At 67.7% G+C, this 21558-nt stretch carries 19 protein-coding genes; 16 read left to right on the top strand and 3 right to left on the bottom strand.

What is annotated here, in order from left to right:
* The first annotated feature begins 192 nt into the window (after positions 1–192).
* The gene (locus FRZ61_RS21525; protein ID WP_191909149.1) at positions 193–1824 is read left to right on the top strand and encodes a tetratricopeptide repeat protein; all 1632 of its coding nucleotides are present in this window, start codon (positions 193–195) and stop codon (positions 1822–1824) included.
* Positions 1825–1875: 51 nt separating this feature from the next.
* Here FRZ61_RS21525 and petA read toward each other — a convergent pair whose 3' ends face one another.
* The gene (gene petA, locus FRZ61_RS21520; protein ID WP_225308938.1) at positions 1876–2523 is read right to left on the bottom strand and encodes a ubiquinol-cytochrome c reductase iron-sulfur subunit; all 648 of its coding nucleotides are present in this window, start codon (positions 2521–2523) and stop codon (positions 1876–1878) included.
* Positions 2524–2795: 272 nt separating this feature from the next.
* The gene (locus FRZ61_RS21515; RefSeq protein WP_151119665.1) at positions 2796–3206 is read right to left on the bottom strand and encodes a tellurite resistance TerB family protein; all 411 of its coding nucleotides are present in this window, start codon (positions 3204–3206) and stop codon (positions 2796–2798) included.
* A 278-nt stretch (positions 3207–3484) separates the two neighbouring features.
* Between FRZ61_RS21515 and nanR the strand changes: the two genes are divergently transcribed.
* From nanR to denD, 13 genes are all read left to right on the top strand, one after another.
* On the top strand, positions 3485–4276 hold the full coding sequence (gene nanR, locus FRZ61_RS21510; protein WP_151119664.1) for a transcriptional regulator NanR: 792 nt from the start codon (positions 3485–3487) through the stop codon (positions 4274–4276).
* Positions 4203–4508, top strand: coding sequence for a putative quinol monooxygenase (locus FRZ61_RS21505; protein WP_151119663.1), 306 nt, complete (start codon positions 4203–4205; stop codon positions 4506–4508). Before nanR ends, FRZ61_RS21505 begins: the two co-directional genes overlap by 74 nt.
* Positions 4509–4782: 274 nt before the next feature.
* The gene (locus FRZ61_RS21500; RefSeq protein WP_151119662.1) at positions 4783–5643 is read left to right on the top strand and encodes an HpcH/HpaI aldolase family protein; all 861 of its coding nucleotides are present in this window, start codon (positions 4783–4785) and stop codon (positions 5641–5643) included.
* Positions 5644–5650: 7 nt separating this feature from the next.
* Positions 5651–6703, top strand: coding sequence for an NAD(P)-dependent oxidoreductase (locus tag FRZ61_RS21495; protein WP_151119661.1), 1053 nt, complete (start codon positions 5651–5653; stop codon positions 6701–6703).
* 130 nt (positions 6704–6833) lie between these two features.
* Positions 6834–8282 (top strand): ABC transporter substrate-binding protein, encoded by a 1449-nt coding sequence (locus FRZ61_RS21490; RefSeq protein WP_151119660.1) that lies wholly within the window; start codon positions 6834–6836, stop codon positions 8280–8282.
* Positions 8283–8538: 256 nt separating this feature from the next.
* Entirely contained in the window at positions 8539–9450 is a 912-nt protein-coding gene (locus FRZ61_RS21485) for a carbohydrate ABC transporter permease (protein WP_151119659.1), read from the top strand.
* Positions 9447–10274, top strand: coding sequence for a carbohydrate ABC transporter permease (locus FRZ61_RS21480; RefSeq protein WP_151119658.1), 828 nt, complete (start codon positions 9447–9449; stop codon positions 10272–10274). Before FRZ61_RS21485 ends, FRZ61_RS21480 begins: the two co-directional genes overlap by 4 nt.
* A 33-nt stretch (positions 10275–10307) precedes the next feature.
* Entirely contained in the window at positions 10308–11408 is a 1101-nt protein-coding gene (locus FRZ61_RS21475) for an ABC transporter ATP-binding protein (protein ID WP_151119657.1), read from the top strand.
* A gap of 182 nt (positions 11409–11590) precedes the next feature.
* Positions 11591–13573: a hypothetical protein gene (locus FRZ61_RS21470; protein WP_151119656.1), complete on the top strand. Its 1983-nt coding sequence runs from the start codon at positions 11591–11593 to the stop codon at positions 13571–13573.
* A 157-nt stretch (positions 13574–13730) separates the two neighbouring features.
* On the top strand, positions 13731–14999 hold the full coding sequence (gene otnK / locus FRZ61_RS21465; protein WP_151119655.1) for a 3-oxo-tetronate kinase: 1269 nt from the start codon (positions 13731–13733) through the stop codon (positions 14997–14999).
* Between the two features lie 235 nt (positions 15000–15234).
* Entirely contained in the window at positions 15235–15867 is a 633-nt protein-coding gene (otnC, locus tag FRZ61_RS21460) for a 3-oxo-tetronate 4-phosphate decarboxylase (RefSeq protein ID WP_151119654.1), read from the top strand.
* A 28-nt stretch (positions 15868–15895) separates the two neighbouring features.
* A complete protein-coding gene (gene otnI / locus FRZ61_RS21455) occupies positions 15896–16702 on the top strand; it encodes a 2-oxo-tetronate isomerase (RefSeq protein ID WP_151119653.1) in 807 nt (268 codons plus the stop codon).
* Between the two features lie 167 nt (positions 16703–16869).
* Positions 16870–17853 carry a D-erythronate dehydrogenase gene (gene denD / locus FRZ61_RS21450; protein WP_151119652.1) on the top strand — a complete coding sequence of 328 codons (984 nt, stop codon included), beginning with the start codon at positions 16870–16872 and terminating at the stop codon, positions 17851–17853.
* Between the two features lie 253 nt (positions 17854–18106).
* Here denD and FRZ61_RS21445 read toward each other — a convergent pair whose 3' ends face one another.
* A complete protein-coding gene (locus FRZ61_RS21445; RefSeq protein WP_151119651.1) occupies positions 18107–19426 on the bottom strand; it encodes a cyclic nucleotide-binding domain-containing protein in 1320 nt (439 codons plus the stop codon).
* A gap of 296 nt (positions 19427–19722) precedes the next feature.
* Between FRZ61_RS21445 and FRZ61_RS21440 the strand changes: the two genes are divergently transcribed.
* Both FRZ61_RS21440 and FRZ61_RS21435 read left to right on the top strand, forming a co-directional pair.
* Positions 19723–20376, top strand: coding sequence for a glutathione S-transferase family protein (locus FRZ61_RS21440; RefSeq protein WP_151119650.1), 654 nt, complete (start codon positions 19723–19725; stop codon positions 20374–20376).
* 270 nt (positions 20377–20646) lie between these two features.
* Positions 20647–21471, top strand: coding sequence for a GGDEF domain-containing protein (locus FRZ61_RS21435; RefSeq protein ID WP_407657866.1), 825 nt, complete (start codon positions 20647–20649; stop codon positions 21469–21471).
* Positions 21472–21558 lie beyond the last annotated feature (87 nt).

Genomic DNA, 21558 nt, shown 5'->3' with positions numbered 1-21558 from the left:
CCGCACGCATTGCGTGCGTCATGGTTAAGGCGCCCTTCACCATGACAGGCCGCCGCGGCCCCGCGGATCGGAAAGCGGCGTGAAGCCCTCCCGTAAAGCCATTTGTAAGGCTCCTCGCCTAGCCTTCCTCGCATGCAAGAGACGGTGCCGGTCGCCCTGAGCGGCCGCCCTTGGGCCCCGAGGAGACGAGCCATGCGAAATTACCTGCGGTTGTCGAGCCTCGCTGTCGCGCTGGCGCTGTTCGGCGCGGCGCCCGCGATGGCGGACTACCAGGCCGCGCGCGACGCTTACGACGCCAAGGATTATCAGAAGGCGCAGGCCGAGGCGAAGCCGCTGGCCGACAAGGGCGACGCCCGTGCGCAGGTCATGATGGGCGACCTCTATTACTACGGCAACGGCGTGGCGAAGGACCTCGCCGAGGCATTGCGCTGGTACCGCAAGGCGGCCGATCAGGGCGACGCCCAGGCCCAGTATTATGTCGGCTATGCCTATCGCTACGGCGAGAGCGTGACGGAGGACGACGCGGAAGCGGCCCGCTGGTTCAAGCTCGCCGCCGGCCAGAACTATGCCGACGCGCAGGCCGAGCTCGGCAACCAGTATCTGAACGGGCGGGGCGTTCCCCAGGACTATGCGGAAGCGCTGCGCCTCATCCAGCCGGCGGCGGAAGCGGGCAACGCCATGTCGATGGTGGATCTGGGCTACATGTACGACAACGGCTTCGGCGTGGCGGTGGACTACGCCCAGGCGCTTCGCTGGTACAAGGCCGGCGCCGAGCTGAAGAATCAGTATGGCCAGTACGACGTCGGCCTTTTCTACCGGGACGGCCGGGGCGTGGCCAAGGATCTCGACCAGGCGCGGCACTGGTTCCAGCTTGCCGCCGATCAGGGCAACGAGGACGCCAAGAAGGCGCTCGCGAATCTCGGCGGCGCCTCCGGCGACCCCGGGGCCGGCACGACGCCACCGGTCTCGGCGGATGTTCAGGCCATGCTCGACGCCTATGACGCCGAGGACGACAAGAAGGCCTTCGGTCTGGCGAAGCCGCTGGCGGAGCGAGGCGACGCCCGGGCGCAGACCGTCGTGGGCGAGTTCTACTACTTCGGCTATGGCGATGTTTCGCCCGACTACGATGAGGCGATGCGCTGGTTCAAGAAGGCGGCCGATCAGGGCCTCGCCTGGGGCGAGTACGATCTCGCTTCCGCCTACGACTATGGTGACGAGGATTTCGACGGCGAGACGCGGAACATCGCCGAGGCGGTCCGCTGGTACAAGGCAGCGGCGGACCAGAACTATGCCGATGCGCAGGCCGCGCTGGGCGAGCTCTATATGCAGGGCGACGGCGTCCCGAAGGACTACGCGGAAGCTCAGCGCCTTCTTCGCCTGGCGGCCGATGGCGGCGTGTCCTGGGCGATGAAGGATCTGGGCGATATCTACGCCCAGGGCCTCGGCGTTTCGAAGGATATCGAGGAAGCCAGGCGCTGGTACCAGAAGGCGGCCGACAAGGGCAATACGGGTGCGAAGAAGGCGCTCGCGAGCCTGGGCAGCGGCGGCAACCTCGCCAGCAATGGCGACGCCTGCAGCGGCATCGTCGGGAACTGGAACTGGTTCATCGGCGGCGTCGTCGGCGCCGCGCCCGACGGGGGCCTGAGCTTCCAGCAGGCCACCGGCGGCACGCCGGTACCGGCCGGCCGCTGGAGCTGCGAGGGCGGCAGCTACACGCTCACCTGGAGCAACGGCTTCGTCGACAAGCTGCAGCTCTCCAGCGACGGCCGTTCGCTCGTCGGCACCAACCAGCAGGGCGCCAGCGTCACCGCGCAGCGGCTGTAGCAGCGCCGAGCGAGACCGCCGCCGGGCGCTCGTGAGCGCGCGCCGGCGCTCTCACAGCTGCTCGACATCCTCGAGCGCGTACTCGGTGCCTTGCGGGTTCTCGCCGATCACCAGCGTCGCGTCGTTGTCGAAACGATAGGGCGGGACCGGCAGGTTCAGGGGTGCCGGCACGCCGCGATAGACGCGGCCCGCCAGGTCGTATTTCGAGCCATGGCACTGGCAGAGATAGCCGCCGGGCCAATCCGCCGTCACGGTGGGGCGGAACGACGGCACGCAGCCCAGATGTGTGCAGATCCCCACCAGCACCGCATATTCCGGCTTGGCCGAGCGCGACCAGTTCGCCGCATAAGGCGGCTGCTGGTGCGACTGCGACTGCGGGTCGCGCAGTCTTGCCAGCAGCTCGGGCGATTTGAGGGTGGTCAGGCTTTCGGGCGTGCGACGGACGATGAAGATGGGTCGGCCGCGCCAGGTCACCACGATCTGCTGCCCGGCCTGCATCTTCGAGAGATCGACCGTGAGCGGCCCGCCGGCCGCGATCACGTCCGCGGACGGGTCCATCTGGTCGATGAAGGGCCAGGCCAGCGAGATCACGCCGATGGCCGTGGTCGCCGCCGTCGCGAGATAGAGGAAGTCGCGGCGCGTTGCCGTGCCGGGTGCCGCCGACCCTTCCGGGCGCGGCGCATGAGGGACGTACTGCACGGGCATGGACGCTCCTTTCCCCGCCAGCCGCGGGATTGGTCGGCCGCGCTCGCGGAGGTTCCTGCCACCCTCAAAGGGTGCTGCTGTCAGGTCACTTGGTGGGGCGTTCCCGGGGCGAAAGACCGGGCGCGTCACGATGTCCCGTTCATGACGCATTCTTAAGGCAGAGGAGCGGGCCCCCCACCGTTATCCCCACGAAAGCGGGGATGACGGAAAGGGCGGGACGGACGGATCGGGCAGGAAGAGGCGGTGCCGCCGCTGTGCCGTTGGCTCTAGACCGTCTGGTGCCGCGCGCGGGCGCCGCGCTCGATGGCGGCCGCGGTCAGCCGGTCGATGCTGAGATGATCGCGAATCAGCTCGAGCAGCCGCAGCTCTTCCTGCGTCGCCTTGCCGTCGGCCGCCGCCACTTCGCAGGCGAGCGCATAGGCGGTCTCGCGCAGCTTCTTCGGCAGCGCCTTCTTGATCAGCGCGAAGGCCTGCTCCAGACCGTCGTCTTCCTGCAGCAGCCTCGCGCAGTCGGCGCCGACCCTGGTCAGCTTCTTGCGGTCGAAATCCTCGAACACGGGCAGATGCAGCACCATGTCGCCGATCGAGGCCAGCTCGGCATCGGTCATGTTCCGGTCGGATGCCGACACCATCACCATGGTGTAGATGAGCGCGGCATGGTGGCTGATCTTCGCCATTCTCTTCCCCTCTGAATTGGGCGGCCCCCTATGTAGAAGCCGGGTGGGTGGATGGCAAGCGACGCCCGGTCGCTGCCGCTTGCAGGCCTCTGACGCCGAGGGAAACAACGCCCTTGCAGCGCGGATAACCGCGACGGGGAGCCCGGCAACGGATCTGCGGCAGGGTTTTCCACAGGCAATTTCTGAACCGGCTCTGCGCCGGCTTGACCGGCCTGAACCGGTCGCCCTAGCGTCGGCCCTGACTGGTATAAACGGTAGACCAGATACCAAGGATACCAATGCAAGTCAGCCCCATCCGCCGGCGCAAACTGTCCGAGGAGGTCGCGGCCCGGCTCGAGGCCATGATCCAGGAGGGCGGCTATCAGCCGGGGGACCAGCTCCCCTCCGAGCGCGATCTGATGAAGCAGTTCGGGGTCGGAAGGCCGGCCGTGCGCGAGGCGCTGTTCTCGCTCCAGACCATGGGGCTGGTCGCGGTCTCGAGCGGCGAGCGCGCGCGCGTCACGCGTCCCACGCCCAAGCTCGTGATCGAATCGCTTGCCGGGGCCGCGCGGCTCATGCTCTCCGAGCCCGACGGCATCCGGCATTTCCAGCAGGCGCGCACCTTCTTCGAGATCGGGCTCGCGCGCCACGCGGCCGAGCATGCGAGCGAGAGCGACCTGCGCGACCTGCGCCGCGCGCTCGAGGAGAACCGCCTGTCGATCGGCAATATCCGCCGCTTCGAGCAGACCGACATGGCCTTCCACTATGTGCTGGCCGTGATCCCGCGCAACCCGATCTTCACCGCGATCCACGCCGCCATCGCCGAATGGCTGATGGAGCAGCGCACCATCACGCTCACCTATCCCGGGCAGAACGAGATCGCGTACCGCGCACACCTGGCCATCACCGAGGCGATCGCCGCGCGCGATCCCGACCGTTCCGAGCGCGTGATCCGCGCGCATCTCGACCAGGTGGCGGGCCTTTACTGGCAGGTGGTGGGCGAGCAGGGAGGGGAGCATGGCGGGCTACGTGATCATGGTGGCGTTTCACCTGAAGCCCGGAGCAAAGGCGTCGTTCCGCCGGCTGATTGACGAGAACGCACGGACCTCCGTGCGCGAGGAGCCGGGCTGCCGGCAGTTCGACGTGCTGGAGCCGCCGAAGGAGCAGGACCGGGTGGTCCTCTACGAGATCTATGAGGACCGCGCCGCCTTCGAGGCGCATCTGAAATCGGCGCATTTCCTCGCCTTCAACGAGGCGAGCGCGCCGCTGGTAGCCGAAAAGATCGTCACCGACTACGCCTTGGTCTTTGCCGGATCGCAATAAGTGAGAGTGACGTCCCTCTTGAGGAGGCTAAGGCATACACACATCGCCAGGAGCAAGTGCGTTCACTCCTCCGTCATCCCCGCGAAAGCGGGGATCCATCTTGATCCAACGCGCCGAGCTTGACGTTGGATCCCCGCTTTCGTGGGGATGACGATAGGGGCAACGGCTCGAAATCGGTCGGGAACCGCAATGCCCGCAGAGGCAGAGAAATGTGTATGTGCCCTGGCCTGAGGGCGAAGAGGGGACGTTCGACAGCAGAAGGAACCGACGCAGCATGGAACGCCTCAGCCTGAAGCAGATGGCCCGCACCCGGAAGGCCAAGCTCGGCCATTTCATCGTCGAGTTCGCCACCCCGGGCATCGGCCATATCGTCAAGTCGGCGGGCGGGGAGTTCGTGCTGTTCGACCTCGAGCATTCGGGCTTCTCCTTCGAGACGGTCAAGAGCGCCATCCGCTATTTCGAGGCGGCGGACGTGGCGGTGATCTGCCGGGTCCCGTCGAAGAACTACGACCATATCGCGCGCGCCTGCGACATGGGGGCCGAAGGCATCATGGTGCCGATGGTGGGCTCGGCCGAAGAGGCGCGCGCCATCCTCGACTGCATGAAATACTATCCCGACGGCAAGCGCGGCGTGGCGCTGCAGGTCGCCCACGACAACTACCGCCCGGGCGACACCGCCAAGAAGCAGGCCGCCGCCAACCGCCGCACCACGCTCTTCTGCCAGATCGAGACGGCCGAGGGCGTCAAGAACGCCGACAAGATCGCGGCCGTCCCCGGCGTCGATTGCCTCTGGGTCGGGCATTTCGACCTCTCGACCTCGCTCGGCATTCCCGGCCAGTTCGGCAACCCTATCTTCACCGAGGCGATCCAGAAGGTGGCCGCCGCCACGAAGAAGCATGGCAAGGCGCTGGGCCGCCTGGTGCCGAACGTCGAGACGGGAATCGACGTCTTCGGCATCGGCTTCGACTTCATCTGCTATTCGGGCGACGTCTGGGTGCTGCATAACGCGCTGGCCGAGGCGCTGGGCAAGCTGCGCGAGGCCTGCGAGGGACGGGCCGGGGCCGCACGCCGGACCAAGATCGCCGCGGCACCGGCCGCACCGGCACCCGCCAAGCGCGCCAAGAAGAAGCCGTAGGCCGCCCATGAGCGCCGCCCCCTTCCGCGTGGCCCTTTCGGGCGATTTCAGGAAGCCCGACGGCTCGCCGACCTTTCCGGATTTCGACCTGGGGCCGCTCGTCTCGGCACCCGGCGTCGAAACGTTGTTCCTGGAGCCGGCCAACCCGATTCCCGCGGCGCAGATGGCGGATGTCGATGCGCTGATCCTGCTGATGCCGCGCTTCGCGGCCGAGAGCGTCCATCCCAACGGGCGCCTGGGCCTGGTCGCGCGCTTCGGCGTCGGCTACGACAATGTCGATACCGAGGCCTGCACCAGGGCCGGCATCGCGCTCGCCATCACGCCCGACGGCGTGCGCCGCCCGGTCGCGGTCTCGATCGTCACGCTCATGCTGGCCTTGACGGGCAAGCTCATGACCAAGGACCGGCTGACCCGCGAGGGACCGGAGGGTTTCGCGCGCCGCGTCGACCATATGGGCGTGGGCCTGGTCGGCCGCACCCTGGGCTCGATCGGCATCGGGAATATCGGCGCCGAGCTGTTCCGGCTGGCCAGGCCCTATGACATGCATTTCATCGCCCACGATCCCTTCGCCGACAGGAAGGTCGCGGCGGAGCTCGGCATCGAGCTGGTCGATCTGGAGACGCTGTTCCGGCGCGCCGACGTGCTGACGGTGAACTGCCCGCTGACGCCCGAGACGCGCCATATCGTCAATGCGCAGCGCCTCGGCCTGATGAAGCCCACCGCCTATCTCATCAACACGGCGCGGGGCCCGATCGTCGATCAGAAGGCGCTGACGAAGGTGCTGCAGGAGCGGCGCATCGCCGGCGCCGGGCTCGACGTGCTGGAACAGGAGCCGCCCTCGATCGAGGACCCGATTCTTGGACTCGACAACGTGATCCTGGCGCCGCATGCGCTCTGCTGGACCGACCAGTGCTTCGCCGGCAACGGCGCCGCCGATATCCGTGCCGTGCTCAGCGTCATGAAAGGCGAGGAGCCGCGCGGCGTCGTCAATCGCGCGGTGCTCGCCTCGCCCGCCTGGAAAGCGCGGCTGGAGCGCAACCGCCAGCGCTTCGGTCGCTAGAACGAAAAAGCCCCGCAAAGGAGGACCATCGCCGAACAAGCCGCCTCGCCACTCTGAACCGCTTGCGACTTGCATCAAGCCAATGGTCGACACGTGAAGCCCAAAAAATTGGGCAACTAGGGAGGAAGCCATGAGTTTGTTGAAGAAGCTCGCCTGGGCCGGCGCCTTCGCCGGTCTCGCGCTCGGCGCCTGGTCGTCGGGTGCCGCGGCGCAATCCGCCGACGAGATCGCCGCCGAGGCGGCCAAGAAATATGCCGGCACCGAGATCACCGTGGTCTGGGAAGCCGGCCTCCAGTCGCTCGATCCGCTGAACTTCTCCGGACCCCTGTGGGAGAAGCTGACCGGCATGAAGGTCAAGGTGATCGAAGTCCCGACCGAGGAGATGTTCACCAAGATCATGCAGGAATACCGGGCTGGTACCGGCGCCTATGACGCGCTCAACGTGATCCCGTCCTGGATGCCCGACCTCGCCAAGGCCGGCGCGCTCGAGCCGCTCGATTCCTACGTCGACAAATACAAATACCGCGACGAGCTGCAGGAGATCGCGCCGACCTACCGCGACAACCAGATGACGGTCGACGGCAAGATCTACGGCTTCCCGGACGATGGCGACGTCTTCATCATGTATTACCGCAAGGACGTCTTCGCCGATCCGCAGAACCAGGCCGATTTCAAGGCCAAGTTCGGCTACGACCTGGCGCCGCCCACCACCTGGAAGCAGTTCGACGAGATCGGCCAGTTCCTGACCGACAAGTTCCAGCCGAAGATGTACGGCGCCGCCTTCTTCCGCCAGGCGCCCTATGCGCAGCTCATGTTCCAGGAGCGCTTCCGCAACGAGGGCGGCAAGTTCTTCGACCCGAACACGATGAAGGCCACGGTCAACAGCGACGTCGGCGTCAAGGTCCTGACCGACATGCGCGCCGAGAACAAGTTCATGCCGCCGGGCGTGGAGACCTGGGGCTTCGTCGAGAACCTCGCGGCCTTCATGGCGGGGCAGACGGCGATGACCATCTCCTGGCCGCCCTATGGCCGCTGGGCCGCGGGCTACGGCCAGGACGAGAAGGCCCTCAACTGGGTGCCCAAGACCCAGATCGCCGGCAAGGTCGGCTATGCCCTGCCGCCGGGCGGCCATCCGCAGCTGGCGCTGGGTTTCGCGCTCTCGGTCGCCTCGACCTCGAAGCACAAGGACGCCGCCTATCTCTTCATCCAGTGGCTGAACAGCAAGGCGATCTCGACCCAGCGGGTCCAGCTCCCCTATACGCTGCGCGATCCCTTCCGCGTCTCGCACTACACCGACCCGACCTATCTCTCGCGCTGGCCGGACGCCAAGGACTATCTGGCGACCTTGAAGCTGGCCTCGGAGACGGGCCTCCTCGACTTGTCGATCCTCCAGACCGACAAGTATGAGGAGGCGCTGCGCCAGGGCATCTCCGCGCTCTGGGGCGGCGAGGATCCCAAGGCCATTCTCGACAAGATCGCGGCCCAGTGGGACGCGATCACCGAGAAGGTCGGTGTCGACAAGCAGAAGGCCGCCTATCAGGGATGGGCCGCCAAGTCCGGCGCCTATCCGCAGATGTGAGGAAGAGAAAAGGGACGGTGTCTCTCTACCTATCCCCTCCCCCAGCTTTTGGGGGAGGGTGAGGGAGGGGGATGACGCGATGGATCGGGTTGCTCTTCCCGCTGTCATCCTCGGGCCGGCCGTGAGGCCGGACCCGGGGATCCAGCCCTTCCGCCCTGGATCGCCGGGTCAAGCCCGGCGATGACAGGAGGAAGGAGATGGGGAGGGAATGGACATGAAAAAAGTTGAGCCGGATGATTCTTAGGACTTCCCTTCCATGACCGCCGCCGCCGTCGCGTCGCGCCGCGCCCAGGCGCGCGGGCCGTTCCTGGAGCGGAACTTCAAATACCTGATCGTCGCCCCGGCGATCCTGGTGCTGCTGCTGGTCGGGCTCTTCCCGCTGATCTACTCGGCCGTGGTCAGCTTCCAGGGCATCGGCATGATCGACCAGGACACCTCCTTCCAGGGGCTGCTCAACTACAAGGCCCTGTTCCGCGACGCCCGGCTCTGGGAATCGCTGGCCCATACCCTGATCTTCACGGCGGTGGCGCTGCCGATCGAGCTGGCGCTGGGGCTGCTGCTGGCTCATCTCTTCCTCGAGAAGCTGCCGGGCCGCGCCCTCTTCATCGCGCTGCTGACGCTGCCCACCATGATCTCGCCGATCGTCTCGGGCGCCACCTGGCGGTTGCTGTTCGACCATCATTTCGGGCCGATCAACCAGATCATCGCCTGGTTCGCGGGCCATCAGGTCCCGATCATCTGGATCGTCAACCCCAACACCGTCTATCCGGCGATCCTGATCTGCGAGATCTGGCAGTGGACGCCCTTCATGTTCCTGATCCTGCTGGCGGCCCTCTCCAACGTCGACAAGTCGCTCCTGGAGGCGGCCGAGCTCGACGGCGCGCCCTACCGCACCGTGTTCCGGCGCATCGTGCTGCCGGCGATCTGGCCGGTCATGTCGGTGGCGCTGATGATCCGCGGCCTCGAGCTGATGCGGCTCTTCGACATCATCTGGGCGCTGACCCGGGGCGGCCCCGGCACCATGACCGAGACCGTCTCGATCTATACCTACGTCCAGGGCTTCGAGCAGTTCGAGATCAGCTACACGGCGGCGATCGCCTTCCTGGTGATCATCTTGCTGACAGCCGTGGTGATGTGGCTCCTGAAGCGCATGGAGATCGCGCGATGATGAGCCGGCGGGCCACCACGCGCCTAGGGCTTCGCTATGCCGCTGTCATCGCCGTGCTGCTCGTGTTCCTCTTTCCGATCTACTGGCTCTTCATCATCTCCTTCAAGACGCCGGACGAGATCTTCGCCTTCCCGCCGGTCTGGTGGCCGGCCAACATCCAGTTCGCCAACTATGCCGTGCTGTTCAAGGACGGCGACGTGATCGTGGTCTGGAACAGCCTGGTCATTGCCGGCTGCAGCACCGTGCTGGCCATGTTCTTCGGCACGATTTGCGCCTACAGCCTGGTGCGGTTCCGCACCGGCGGCGACGATCTGGCGATCTGGATCATCTCCCAGCGCATGATGCCGCCGATCGTGATCGTGTTTCCGGTCTTCCTGCTCTATGTGTGGCTGGGCGCCGTCGACACCTATTGGGGCCTGATCCTGCTCTATACGGCCTTCAACCTGCCCTATGTGATCTGGATGATGCGCGGCTATATCGCCGACATCCCGATCGAGCTCGAGGAAAGCGCCTTGGTCGACGGCTGCAGCCGCTGGCAGGTGCTGACGGGCGTGGTGTTCCCGATGGCGCGCGCCGGGCTGTTCGCGACCGCGGTCTTCACCTTCGTCTTCGCCTGGAACGACTTTATCTTCGCCCTCGTTCTGACCCGCACCGAGGTGCTCACCTACCCGGTCCAGGTCACGCATTATTTCGGCGGGCAATCGAATTTCTGGGCCAAGATCGCGGCCATGTCGGTGCTGGGCACGGTGCCGGTCTTCGTCGCCGTGGCGATGCTGCAGCGTTATCTGGTGCGCGGCATCTCCATGGGGGCCGTGAAAGGCTGAACGGAACGGGGGCGAGCGAGAGGCGTCGACACGATGGCGGACCTGAAGATCACCGACCTGCACAAGCATTACGGCCCCGTCCATGCCGTGCGCGGCGTCGATCTGGAGATCCCGGCGCGCGAGTTCGCGGTCCTGGTCGGCCCCTCGGGCTGCGGGAAGTCGACCCTGCTGCGCTCGATCGCGGGCCTCGAGGAGATCGACCGGGGCACCATCGAGATCGGCGGTAAGGTCGTCAATGACATGCGCCCGCGCGACCGGGACATCGCCATGGTGTTCCAGAACTACGCGCTTTACCCCTATCTCACGGTCTATGAGAACATCGCCTTCGGCCTCAAGGCCCGCAAGACGCCCAAGGCGGAGATCGAGACCCGGGTCAAGCGCGCGGCCGACATGCTGGGCATCGCGGGCCTGCTCGACCGCCTGCCGCGCCAGCTCTCGGGCGGCCAGCGCCAGCGCGTCGCGATCGGGCGCGCCATCGTGCGCAACGCGCGGCTCTTCCTCTTCGACGAGCCGCTCTCCAACCTGGACGCACAGCTCCGCGACGAGATGCGCGGCGAGATCAAGCGCCTCCACCAGGAGATCGCCACCACCATGATCTATGTGACGCACGACCAGATCGAGGCCATGACGCTGGCCGACCGGATCGTGCTGCTGCGCGACGGCAAGATCGAGCAGCAGGGCAAGCCGCTCGACCTCTTCGAGCGGCCCGCCAGCCGCTTCGTCGCGGGCTTCCTCGGCTCTCCCCAGATGAACTTCCTGTCAGGCCGGCTGGTGAATGGCGGCGGATCCCAGGCGGTCAGGCTCGGGGACGGCACCACGCTGCCCTTGCCCGCCGGCCGCTGGAACCGGTTGGCAGCGGCGCCCGACAGCGAGATCATCCTCGGGCTGAGACCTGAGCATATGAGCCGCGCCCAAGGGGGCGCCGTGCCGCCGGGGGCGGTGAGGATCGGTGCCACGGTGGAGCTGGTCCAGCCGACCGGCTCGCGCAGCTACGCCACGCTCGGCCTCGGCGGCCAGCCCGTGGTGGCGGAGCTCCAGGCCCACGATGTGAGCCGGCCGGAGGAGACGCTCGAGCTGCAGATCGACCTCAACCGCGCGTCGCTGTTCGACGCGAAGACGGAGAAGGCGCTGTGATGGAGAGAGATTTCCTTCCTCTCCACCACGAAAGTGGGGGAGAGGGCAGGGTGAGGGGGTGGCGATGGAGTGCCGGCTTTCGACAGGGAGCCTGCTGCACGTCCCCCCTCACCCTACCCTCTCCCCCCGCTCATGCGGGTGGAGAGGAAAGCAAAGCCCGAGCCTGAGGAGGGGCCAGGATCATGACCAACGCGGCGCCATCGCGCGCGATCATCCTGACGGGAACCGAGCAGCCCAATGTCGCGGGGCGGAGCCTCAAGGCGGGGCCGCTGACGGCCGAGCTCGAGAACGGCGGCTTGCGCACCATCCGCTTCGGCGGCGTGGAGGTCCTGCGCACCATCGCCTTCCTGGTGCGCGACGAGAACTGGGGCACCTTCGATCCGGCGATCGGCGACCTGAAGGTGAGCGAGGCCGCGGACGGCTTCACCGTCACCTACAAGGCCGTCTGTTCCGACGCCAAGCGCAAGATCCGCTATGACGCGCGCATCGCTGGCAAGGCCGACGGGACGCTGACCTTCGAGGCGGTGGCCACGCCCGAGACCGACTTCCTCACCAACCGCACCGGCTTCGTCGTGCTCCATCCGCTCAAGGGCGTGGCTGGCCATACCGTCAAGATCGAGCATGTGGACGGGCGCAAGGTCACCGACAAGTTCCCCGCCATCGTCGATCCGGTGCAGCCCTTCAAGGATATCCGGGCGCTCAGCCACGAGGCGGCGCCGGGCCTCTGGGCCACGACCCGCATGGAAGGCGACACCTTCGAGATGGAGGATCACCGCAACTGGTGCGACGCCTCCTACAAGACCTATGTGCGGCCCCTGGCGCTGCCCTGGCCCTACACGCTGAAGAAGGGCGAGAGCTTCACCCAGTCGGTGAGCCTGAGCTTCAGCGGCCCGGCCCCGGCAGCCGCTTCCGCCGCCGCCGCGAGCGGCATCACCGTGAGCCTGGGCCAGGCCTCCGGCACCAAGCTGCCGCGCATCGGGTTGGGATTGCCGGCCGCGGAGGGGGCGGCGTCGCTGGCGGCGGCCGATCTTCTGAAGAAGGCCGGCGCGCAGCTTCTGATCGCCGAGATCGATCTGCGCGAGGGGCATGGCCGCAAGGAACTCGACACCGCGAAGAAGCTCGGCGAGACGATCGGCGCCGCCATCGTGCTGGAGGTCGTGCTGCCCGGGCAATCGGACGACCCCGCGACCGAGCTGGCACCGCTGGCGAAAGCGCTCGGCGAGAGTGGCCTCAAGCCTGCCGCGATCGCGGTGTCGCCCGCGGCCGATCTCAAGGCGGTGCTGCCCGGCAGTAAGGGCCCCCAGGTGCCGCCGCTGGAGACGATCTATGAAGCGGCGCGCAAGCTCTTCCCCGGGATCGCGCTCGGCGGCGGCATGTTCTCCTTCTTCACCGAGCTCAACCGCAAGCGTCCGCCGGCCAGGCTGCTCGACTACGTGACCCACAGCTCGAGCCCGATCGTGCATGCGGCCGACGATAAGTCGGTGATGGAGACGCTCGAATCGCTGCCCTATCAGATCCAGTCGACCCGCGCCTTCATCGCCGGCAAGCCCTACTGGGTCGGGCCCAGCGCCATCGGCGCCCGCAACAATCCCTACGGCGCCGCCTCCTCGCCCAACCCCGCGAACCAGCGGGTCTGCCTGTCGCAGATGGATCCGCGCCAGCGCGGCCTCTTCGGCGCCGCCTGGAACCTCGGCTATATCGCGGCTTTCGCGAAGGGCGGGATCGAGGTGGTCTCGCTCGGCGCCACCACGGGCTCCATCGGCATCGTCCATCGCAGGACGGGCGCCCCGCAGCCCTTCTTCGACGGGCAGGGCCAGCCCGCGGTCTTCCCCGTCTATCATGTGATCGCCGACCTCGCCGCGGCCGCGGGCGAGGCGCTGGTCCCGACCCGCTCCTCGGATGCCGGCAAGGTCGAGGCGCTCGCCGCACACGGGCCCGGCGGCACGCATCTCTGGGTCGCCAACCTGACGGCCGAGAAGCAGATGGTGACGCTGGCCGACATCCCGGCCGGTCCCGCCAAGCTGCGCATGCTGGACGAGGCGAGCTTCGTCGAGGCGGTGACTCAACCCGCCTGGTTCGCGACCGCGACCCAGCCCCTCGACCTCAAGGCCCCGCTCAGGCTCGGCGCCTACGCGGTGGCGCGGATCGATTGGAGCAGCCGGTGACATTGTCTCGCGTCATCCCCGCGAAAGCGGGGATCCATTTCAAAGCCTGGTCACCTGGATCAAGATGGATCCCCGCTGGAGTTTACGCTTGGACCGGCCTACGGCCGGATCCGGGCGCAGGGATGACGATCAGAACAGACAAGATGAACGGACCTCCATGACCCTCCTCCTCGGCGCCATCGCCGACGATCTCACCGGCGCCACCGATCTCGCCAACATGCTGGCGCGCGAGGGGATGCGCACGGTGCAGACGATCGGGATTCCCGCGCGCGAGCTGGCGCTGCCGCCGTCCGATGCGGTGGTGATCGCGCTCAAGTCGCGCACCATTCCTCCCGAGGACGCCGTGCGCCAGTCGCTGGTGGCGCTCGACTGGCTCAAGCGCAACGGTGCCCGCCAGATCCTGTTCAAATATTGCTCGACCTTCGATTCGACCGACGCCGGCAATATCGGTCCCGTGGCGGATGCGCTCATGAAGGCGCTTCATGCGCGCTTCACCATCGCCTGTCCGGCCTTTCCCGAGAACGGGCGCACGATCTTCCAGGGCAATCTCTTCGTCGGCAATGTCGCGCTCGCCGATTCCGGCATGCGCCACCACCCGCTGACGCCGATGACCGATTCCAACCTGGTGCGGGTGCTGGGCCGCCAGACCCGGGCCAAGGTCGGCCTCGTGCCCTATGGCACCGTGCGGCAGGGACCGGCCGCGATCCGCAAGGCCTTCGACCAGCTCCAGCATGACGGCTATGGCTACGCCATCGTCGACGCGATCGAGGACCAGCATCTGCGCGACATCGGCGCCGCCTCTTCCGACCTGGCGCTGATCACCGGCGGCTCCGGCATCGCGCTGGGCCTGCCGGCCAATTTCCGGAAGGAGCACCGCCTGGCGCCGGCCGGTCCGCCCGAGAGGCTCGAACGGATCGAGGGCCTGTCGGCCGTGCTGTCGGGGAGCTGCTCGCAGGCGACGCTGGGCCAGGTCGCGGCCTGGAAGGCGCGCCGGCCGGCCTTCGCGCTCGATCCGCTGGCCCTCGCCCAGGGCCGCGATCTCGTCGCCGACGCGGCGGCCTGGGCCCAGAACCACATGGCGCGCGAACCGGTGCTGATCTATGCGAGCGCGCCGCCGGAAGAGGTGGCCAAGGTGCAGGCGGCGCTGGGCCGCGAGAAGGCCGGGTCCCTGATCGAGGAGACGCTGGCCAAGATCGCGCAGCGCCTGGTGGCCGCGGGCCTGCGCAAGATCGTCATCGCCGGCGGCGAGACCTCGGGCGCCATCGTGCAGCGCCTGGGCGTAAGCGCGCTGCGGATCGGCTCGCAGATCGATCCGGGCGTGCCCTGGACCGTCAGCCTCGGCCAGCCGAAGCTGGCGCTGGCGCTCAAGTCCGGCAATTTCGGCGGGCCGGATTTCTTCGCCAAGGCGCTGGAGATGCTGGCATGACGTGCTCTAGCCCCTTCGCGGGAGAAGGCACCTGGACATTTGTGAGAGCCGACACACTCATTCACTCGTCATCCCCGCGAAAGCGGGGATCCATCTCGATCCAGCGTCGTAAGCTTGACCTTGGATCCCCGCTTTCGCGGGGATGACGATGACGGGCGCCGCCGCAGCGGCAAGGCGATGAGAGTATGCGGAAGATACAATGAGGCGTTTCGATTCCGATGGAAGGCAGCCCGCGATGACCGAGACCCACGCCCGCGAACGCATCGCCGCGCTCGGCCGCTCGATCTTCCAGCGCGGCCTCACCTTCGGCTCCTCCGGCAATATCAGCGTCCGGGTCGAGGATGGCTGGCTGATGACGCCGACCAATGTCGCGCTGGGCGATCTCGATCCGGCGCGGATCTCGAAGCTCGCGCCCGACGGCCGGCATCTCTCGGGTGACGCGCCGACCAAGGAGACGATGCTCCATCTCGCCATGTATCGCGAGCGGCCCAAGGCAGCGGCCGTGGTCCATCTCCATTCGACCCACTCGGTCGCGGTCTCGACGCTGGCCCATCTCGATCCCGAGGATGTGCTGCCGCCGATCACGGCCTATTACGTCATGCGGGTCGGCCGACTGCCGCTGGTGCCGTACTATCCGCCGGGAGATGCGGGCCTGGCCGAGGCGGTGGGCAAGCTCGCCTCGAAGCATCATGCGGTGCTGCTCGCCAATCACGGGCCGGTCGTGGCGGGCACTTCGCTCGAAGCGGCCTCGGGGGCCATTGAAGAGCTGGAGGAAACGGCCAAGCTCTATCTATTGCTGCAGGGCCATCGCACCCGCTTCCTGACACCGGAGCAGGTCGCGGCCCTGCGCGAGCGTTTCCCCAGTTGAAGGCCCCGTTAAAGGAACAACCCCGCCCATGCCCGGTCCCAAGCTCGCCGCCAATCTCAGCATGATCTTCCAGGAAGTCGAATTCCTGGACCGCTTCGCCGCCGCCGCCGCGGTCGGCTTCCATGCCGTCGAGTGCCTCTTTCCCTATCCCTTCGCCGCGTCGGAGATCCGCAGCCGGCTCGAGGCCTGGAAGCTGGAGCAGGTGCTCTTCAACGCCGCGCAGGGCGATTTCGAGAAAGGCGAGCGCGGCATCGCCGGCCTGCCGGGGCGCGAGGCGGATTTTCGCCGCGCGATCGACCTGGCGCTCGACTATGCCCAGACCCTGCGCTGCCCGCGCATCCATGTGATGGCGGGGCTGGTGCCGCTCCAGGGCGATCCCCGCCGCCACCGCGAGGTCTATGTCGAGAATCTGAGCTGGGCCGCCGGCCAGGCGCGGAGCGTCAAGGTCGACCTCATGCTGGAGCCGCTCAACGCCGTCGATTTTCCCGGCTACCTGATCGGCACGCCGCAGGCGGCGCGCTCGGTGATCGAGGAGGTCGGCGCTTCCAACATCAAGCTGCAGTACGACGTCTATCACGCGCAGATGACCCACGGTCGGCTGCTCGACAATTTCGCCGCCAACCAGGACATCGTCGGCCATGTCCAGATCGCCGGCGTGCCCGGCCGCAACGAGCCCGACGACAGCCAGGAGATCAACTACCGCGCGGTCTTCGCCGGGCTCGAGCGGATGGGCTATGACGGCTGGATCGGTTGCGAATACCGCCCGAAGGGCGACACCGTCGCAGGGCTCGGCTGGGCGGCACCCTATGGGATCGGGGCGAGGGGGGCGCGGTAGGATCGTGGCGGAGTCACTCAGGCGGCACAGCGACTCTTTCGTCATCCCCGCGAAAGCGGGGATCCACGTCAAAGCTTGGCGACTTGGATCAGGATAGATCCCCGCTTTCGCGGGGATGACGAGAAAGGCGATGAAATGAAAACGAGGCGCAAGGGAAGCAAACCACGATGAAGATCGTCATCACCGGCGGCACGGGGTTCCTGGGGCTGATGCTGGCCCGCGCGTTGGTGAAGCGCGGCCAGCTCACAGCGCCGTCGGGGAACGCCGAGCGGATCGACGAGATCCTGCTGTTCGACATGGTGGCGCCGGCCGTGCGGCCCGCGGGCCTCGACGAGCGCGTGAAGATCGAGACCGGCCAGATCTCGGACGGGGCCCGCGTCCGCGCGCTGGTCGATCGCGACGATATCGGCATCTTCCACCTGGCCTCGGTGGTGAGCGGGGAGGGCGAGCAGAATTTCGATCTCGCCATGCAGGTCAATCTCGACGGCACGCGCCATCTGCTCGAGGCCGCCCGCGCGCGCGGCTCCAGGCCGCGCCTCGTCTTCGCCAGCTCGATCGCGGTCTTCGGCGGCGACGGCATGCCGCCCAGCGTCGGCGACGCCGTCAAGCAGACGCCGCAGACCACCTACGGCGTGACCAAGGCGATCGGCGAGCTCCTGGTCAACGACTACAGCCGCAAGGGCTTCATCGACGGCCGCTCGGTGCGGCTGCCCACCATCGTCATCCGCCCGGGCAAGCCGAACAAGGCGGCCTCGAGCTTCGCCAGCGGCGTGTTCCGCGAGCCGCTCAACGGCATCGACTGCGCGCTGCCCGTGACGCTCGACACGGTGATGCCGGTCTCGGGCTATCGCACGGCGGTCGAGAACATGATCCGCCTCTATGAATTGCCGCCCGAGAAGCTGGGCAGCGACCGCGCCGTGGGCCTGCCGAGCCTCGACGTGACGGTGGGCGAGATGGTCGAGAGCCTCAAGCGCGTCGCCGGCAACCGCCATCTGGGCGAGATCACGGTCGCTCCCGACCCCTTCATCCAGAAGATCGTCGCCGGCTGGCCCACGGGCACGAACTTCAAACGCGCCACGAGCCTCGGCCTCGCCGCCGACGAGAGCCTTGACCCGATCGTGAAGGGGTACATCGAGGATTTCCTGAGCTAGCCTTTCTCTGTAATCCCCTCCCCCTTCTATTGGGGGAGGGCAGGGAGGGGGCTGCTCGGTGCGGCAAGTGAATCCCCTCCCCCCTTGAGGGGGAGGTTAGGGTGGGGGGTGATCGTAGAACGTGGTGCTGCAAGAGCACTCGATCGCGTCATCCGCGCCGACAATGAGTGTGTGACTCACCCCCCACCCCAGCCTCCCCCTCAAGGGGGAGGTGAAGAAAGCACCAAGGGGAGGGGATTCATTCACGGCCCCTTCACCCCAAGCTCTCCGTCAGCGCCAGATAGAGCGCGAACAGGAACCCCGCCACGGTCGGCAGGACGATCAGCGATCCCGCCTCCTCGATCGCCTCGGGGATCATCGCATGCGCGACCAGCGCCAGTACGGCACCGCCGGCGACGGCCTGGAAGAAGGACTGGATCAGCGACTGCGAGCTGCCGAGCAGGAGGTTGCCGGCCAAGGCCGCGATCACGCCGGTGACGATCACGGTCGACCACAGCGCCAGGATCGTGCGGTCGCGGTAGCCGGCCCGGTTCAGCATGTTGGCGCTGGCGGCCGCCTCGGGCAGCCCGCCGATGATCATGCCGAGCAGGAGCGTCGGCGAGATGGAGTGCATCGCTGAATATTTGGCGCCGATCACGAGGCAGCCGGGGATCGTGTCGAGGATGTTGCCGAGCACGATGGCGAGCCCGGCGCCGTGGCTGGCCTCGGCCAGCAGCCGCTCCGCCTCGCGCCGGCTCGGCTGGTTGAGGCTGCTGCTGGCGACCGCGGCCCAGGTGGCGGGATGGGCCCCGCCGGCGCTGAGATTGGCGAGCGCGCGGGCATGGCCGAGCCGCCGCATCGCCTCCGCGAGCGCCGCATCCTGCGCCAGGAACTCGGCGAAATCCTCGTTGCGGATCGCCAGCAGCTCGGTGTCCGTCCTGGCGCGCACGGTCGCGGTCCGCTTCCCGCCGGTCAGCAGGGCCATCTCGCCGAAGGCCTGGCCCTCGCCCAGCTCGGCCAGCGCGCGGCCGTCCGGCGCGCCGGCGTCGCCGTCCTCGCTCACCACGACCTTGCCGCTGGCGACGATATAGAGCGCATCGGCCTGGTCGCCCGCGCGGAACAGGACTTCGCCCGCCTTCAGGCGGCGGCGCTGCACGCAGAGCAGCAGCAGCTCGATATGCTCGGGCGGCAGGTAGCGCAGGAGATCGCATTTCGCCAGCAGGCGGATCGTCTCGCCCGCGTCCTGGCGCCGGCGGCTCTGCGCATATTCGCGGAACCGGCTCGGGAAGCGGACCGCGGCGCCCCGGCGCTCCAGCGCCAGCGAGGCGATGTAATAGATGACGGCACCCACCGCGAAGCCGCCGCCGATCAGATACCAGGCCTGGTCGGCGCTGAATCCCTCATTGCGCATCGCCGTGGCGCTGCCGAAGGCGAGCTCGATCGCGAGCGCGCTGATGAGCGCGCCGGCGGCGAAGGCGAGGATGCCGCTCAGCACCAGCTTGGAGATCCGCAGGTAGAGCCCGCAGGCCGCACCGACGAGGTTCGATGCCGTCGCCGCCAGCCCCAGCAGCGCCACCGTGACGATCTCGCCCAAGCCCCGTGCCCCGTTCCCTCGGGGCCTGGCCGGCCCCCTATGGCTTCGAGAATGACCGAACGGCAGGCCTTCGTCACGCGGCCTCACGTCCACGCGCCTCACCGTCTGGAGGGAAGCCTGTTGAACCCCTAGGATGCTGGAGAGAGGCGGAGCCTTCCGAACGGGGTCCGGGCGGCGTCACGCGCGAGGATCGGTCCAGCCTCCTGCGGCGGGGCGATCGCGGGCGGCGGCCGGATCGGGGCGCATGGCAAGGGACTGCCTTACCGGCGGCAGGTCCGCAATGAGGAGCCTCACGGATGAGCATCGTCATCACCGCCTTTGCGCGATCGCCCGACGGTGGCAAGGGACTGGCGCGCGACATGCGGGTCCGCTGGGCGCTGGAAGAGGCGGGCCAGCCTTACGAGGTCCGCCTCGTTTCGTTCGCTGCGCTGAAGGAACCCGCGCATCGGGCGCTTCATCCCTTCGGCCAGATTCCAACCTATGAGGAAGGCGGTCTCGCCCTGTTCGAGACGGGGTCGATCCTCCTCCACATCGCCGAACGCCATGCGGGCCTGCTGCCGGAGGACGGGGATGCGCGGGCGCGCGCGATCACCTGGATCTTCGCCGCGCTCAACACGGTGGAGCCGCCGATCCTCGAGCTCGCGAACGCGAGGCTCCTGGAGGGCGAGAAGCCCTGGAGCCGGGAGCGCCTGCCGCTGGTCGAAGGTCGCGTCCGCGACCGCTTGAGGCAGCTTTCCGTACGCCTGGGCGATGCCGGCTGGCTCGAGGGCGCGTTCAGCGCGGGCGACCTGATGATGGTGTCGGTGCTGCTCCGGCTGAAGCCGTCGGGCCTTCTGGACGAGTTTCCGAACCTGGCGGCCTATGTCGCTCGCGGCGAAGCGCGGCCCGCCTACCAGCGGGCCTTCGCCGCGCAAAGGGCGCTTTACGCCGGCAAGCCGCCAGCCGGGTGACGGCATCGCCGGGCTTCCCCCGGTCTGCGCGCCCCGGTGCCGTGAAGCAGGCGCCGCGCGGCGTCAGGCGGCGGCCCCGAGGGGGCGCCCTGTTGGTCGAGTATCCAGTTCTTAACCTATGCCCGCGATCCTGGCGCGACGGCTCCATTCGCTGATCGACCCTATCGGCGAGGTTGATCCATGCTGATTCGCGACCTGCTTGCGGGGAGGGCGGGGGCGGACGCGAAGGGCGTCCGGCCGGAGGATTCCCTTCGGGAAGCGGCCGGCAGGATGGCGTCCCACAATGTGGGCGCCCTGGTCGTCACCGACGACGGCGGCAAGCTCGTCGGCATCGTCTCGGAGCGCGATCTGGCCCGGGCCATCGCCAGATACGGCGGCGGCGTGGCCGACAGGCCCGTCAGCGACGTGATGACGCGATCCGTCATCACCTGCTCGGGCCATCAGGGCGTCGCCGACATGCTGTCCCTGATGACGGCAAACCATATCCGTCATCTTCCGGTCCTGGAGGGCGACAGGCTCGTCGGCATGGTCAGCACCCGCGAGCTGACGCAGGCCTATGAAGCGCTCCAGGCCCAGGCCAACACGGACGCGCTCACCGGCCTGTCGAACCGGCGCCACTTCCTCGAGAGCCTGGACATCGAATGGGCCCGCAGCCGCCGCTACGGGCGGCCGCTGTCCGTGGCGATGATCGATGTGGATCGCTTCAAGCGCGTCAACGACACCTACGGCCACGAGGCCGGGGACAGGGTGCTGAGCGTCCTGGCCCGCCACTTCGATCGCCAGCTGCGCGCCGTCGACAGGACGGGGCGCCTGGGCGGCGAGGAGTTCGCGGCCCTCTTTCCGGAGACGGATGTCCGGGGCGCCAGGGTGGCCTGCGACCGGCTGCTTCGGGCCATCAGAGGCACGGAAGTCGACATCGACGGGGCGAAGATCTCCTTCACCGTGAGCATCGGCCTGACCCGCGCCAATCCGGGCCCAGACGGCAATCCGGGCACGGAAGATCCGGCCGCGATCCTGAAGCGTGCCGACGGGCTGCTTTACGCCGCCAAGTCCCAGGGCCGGGATCGCATCCAGATGGACGCATCGGCCGCGTAGCGGAAATGCCGCCGCTTGCGGCGGGCGATCGTTCATATCCCAAGCCATCCGGCACGCCGTTCCAGGATCGTGCGGATGAGTTCACGC

Origin of the sequence: Hypericibacter adhaerens, assembly GCF_008728835.1 — a bacterium.
GTDB classification, from domain to species: Bacteria; Pseudomonadota; Alphaproteobacteria; order Dongiales; family Dongiaceae; genus Hypericibacter; species Hypericibacter adhaerens.
The sequence above is the reverse complement of the archived record's forward strand: the minus strand, read 5'-3'. Positions and strand labels throughout refer to the sequence as shown.

Excerpts from the sequence above, each read along its gene's own strand:
- FRZ61_RS21440 (WP_151119650.1), top strand. The coding sequence starts at position 19,723 with ATGAGCATCGTCATCACCGCCTTTGCGCGATCGCCCGACGGTGGCAAG.
- FRZ61_RS21480 (WP_151119658.1), top strand. The coding sequence starts at position 9,447 with ATGATGAGCCGGCGGGCCACCACGCGCCTAGGGCTTCGCTATGCCGCT.
- FRZ61_RS21505 (WP_151119663.1), top strand. The coding sequence starts at position 4,203 with ATGGCGGGCTACGTGATCATGGTGGCGTTTCACCTGAAGCCCGGAGCA.
- FRZ61_RS21515 (WP_151119665.1), bottom strand. The coding sequence starts at position 3,206 with ATGGCGAAGATCAGCCACCATGCCGCGCTCATCTACACCATGGTGATG.
- FRZ61_RS21500 (WP_151119662.1), top strand. The coding sequence starts at position 4,783 with ATGGAACGCCTCAGCCTGAAGCAGATGGCCCGCACCCGGAAGGCCAAG.
- FRZ61_RS21475 (WP_151119657.1), top strand. The coding sequence starts at position 10,308 with ATGGCGGACCTGAAGATCACCGACCTGCACAAGCATTACGGCCCCGTC.
- FRZ61_RS21490 (WP_151119660.1), top strand. The coding sequence starts at position 6,834 with ATGAGTTTGTTGAAGAAGCTCGCCTGGGCCGGCGCCTTCGCCGGTCTC.
- FRZ61_RS21485 (WP_151119659.1), top strand. The coding sequence starts at position 8,539 with ATGACCGCCGCCGCCGTCGCGTCGCGCCGCGCCCAGGCGCGCGGGCCG.
- otnC (WP_151119654.1), top strand. The coding sequence starts at position 15,235 with ATGACCGAGACCCACGCCCGCGAACGCATCGCCGCGCTCGGCCGCTCG.
- denD (WP_151119652.1), top strand. The coding sequence starts at position 16,870 with ATGAAGATCGTCATCACCGGCGGCACGGGGTTCCTGGGGCTGATGCTG.
- FRZ61_RS21470 (WP_151119656.1), top strand. The coding sequence starts at position 11,591 with ATGACCAACGCGGCGCCATCGCGCGCGATCATCCTGACGGGAACCGAG.
- otnK (WP_151119655.1), top strand. The coding sequence starts at position 13,731 with ATGACCCTCCTCCTCGGCGCCATCGCCGACGATCTCACCGGCGCCACC.
- FRZ61_RS21525 (WP_191909149.1), top strand. The coding sequence starts at position 193 with ATGCGAAATTACCTGCGGTTGTCGAGCCTCGCTGTCGCGCTGGCGCTG.
- FRZ61_RS21495 (WP_151119661.1), top strand. The coding sequence starts at position 5,651 with ATGAGCGCCGCCCCCTTCCGCGTGGCCCTTTCGGGCGATTTCAGGAAG.
- FRZ61_RS21435 (WP_407657866.1), top strand. The coding sequence starts at position 20,647 with ATGGCGTCCCACAATGTGGGCGCCCTGGTCGTCACCGACGACGGCGGC.
- otnI (WP_151119653.1), top strand. The coding sequence starts at position 15,896 with ATGCCCGGTCCCAAGCTCGCCGCCAATCTCAGCATGATCTTCCAGGAA.
- nanR (WP_151119664.1), top strand. The coding sequence starts at position 3,485 with ATGCAAGTCAGCCCCATCCGCCGGCGCAAACTGTCCGAGGAGGTCGCG.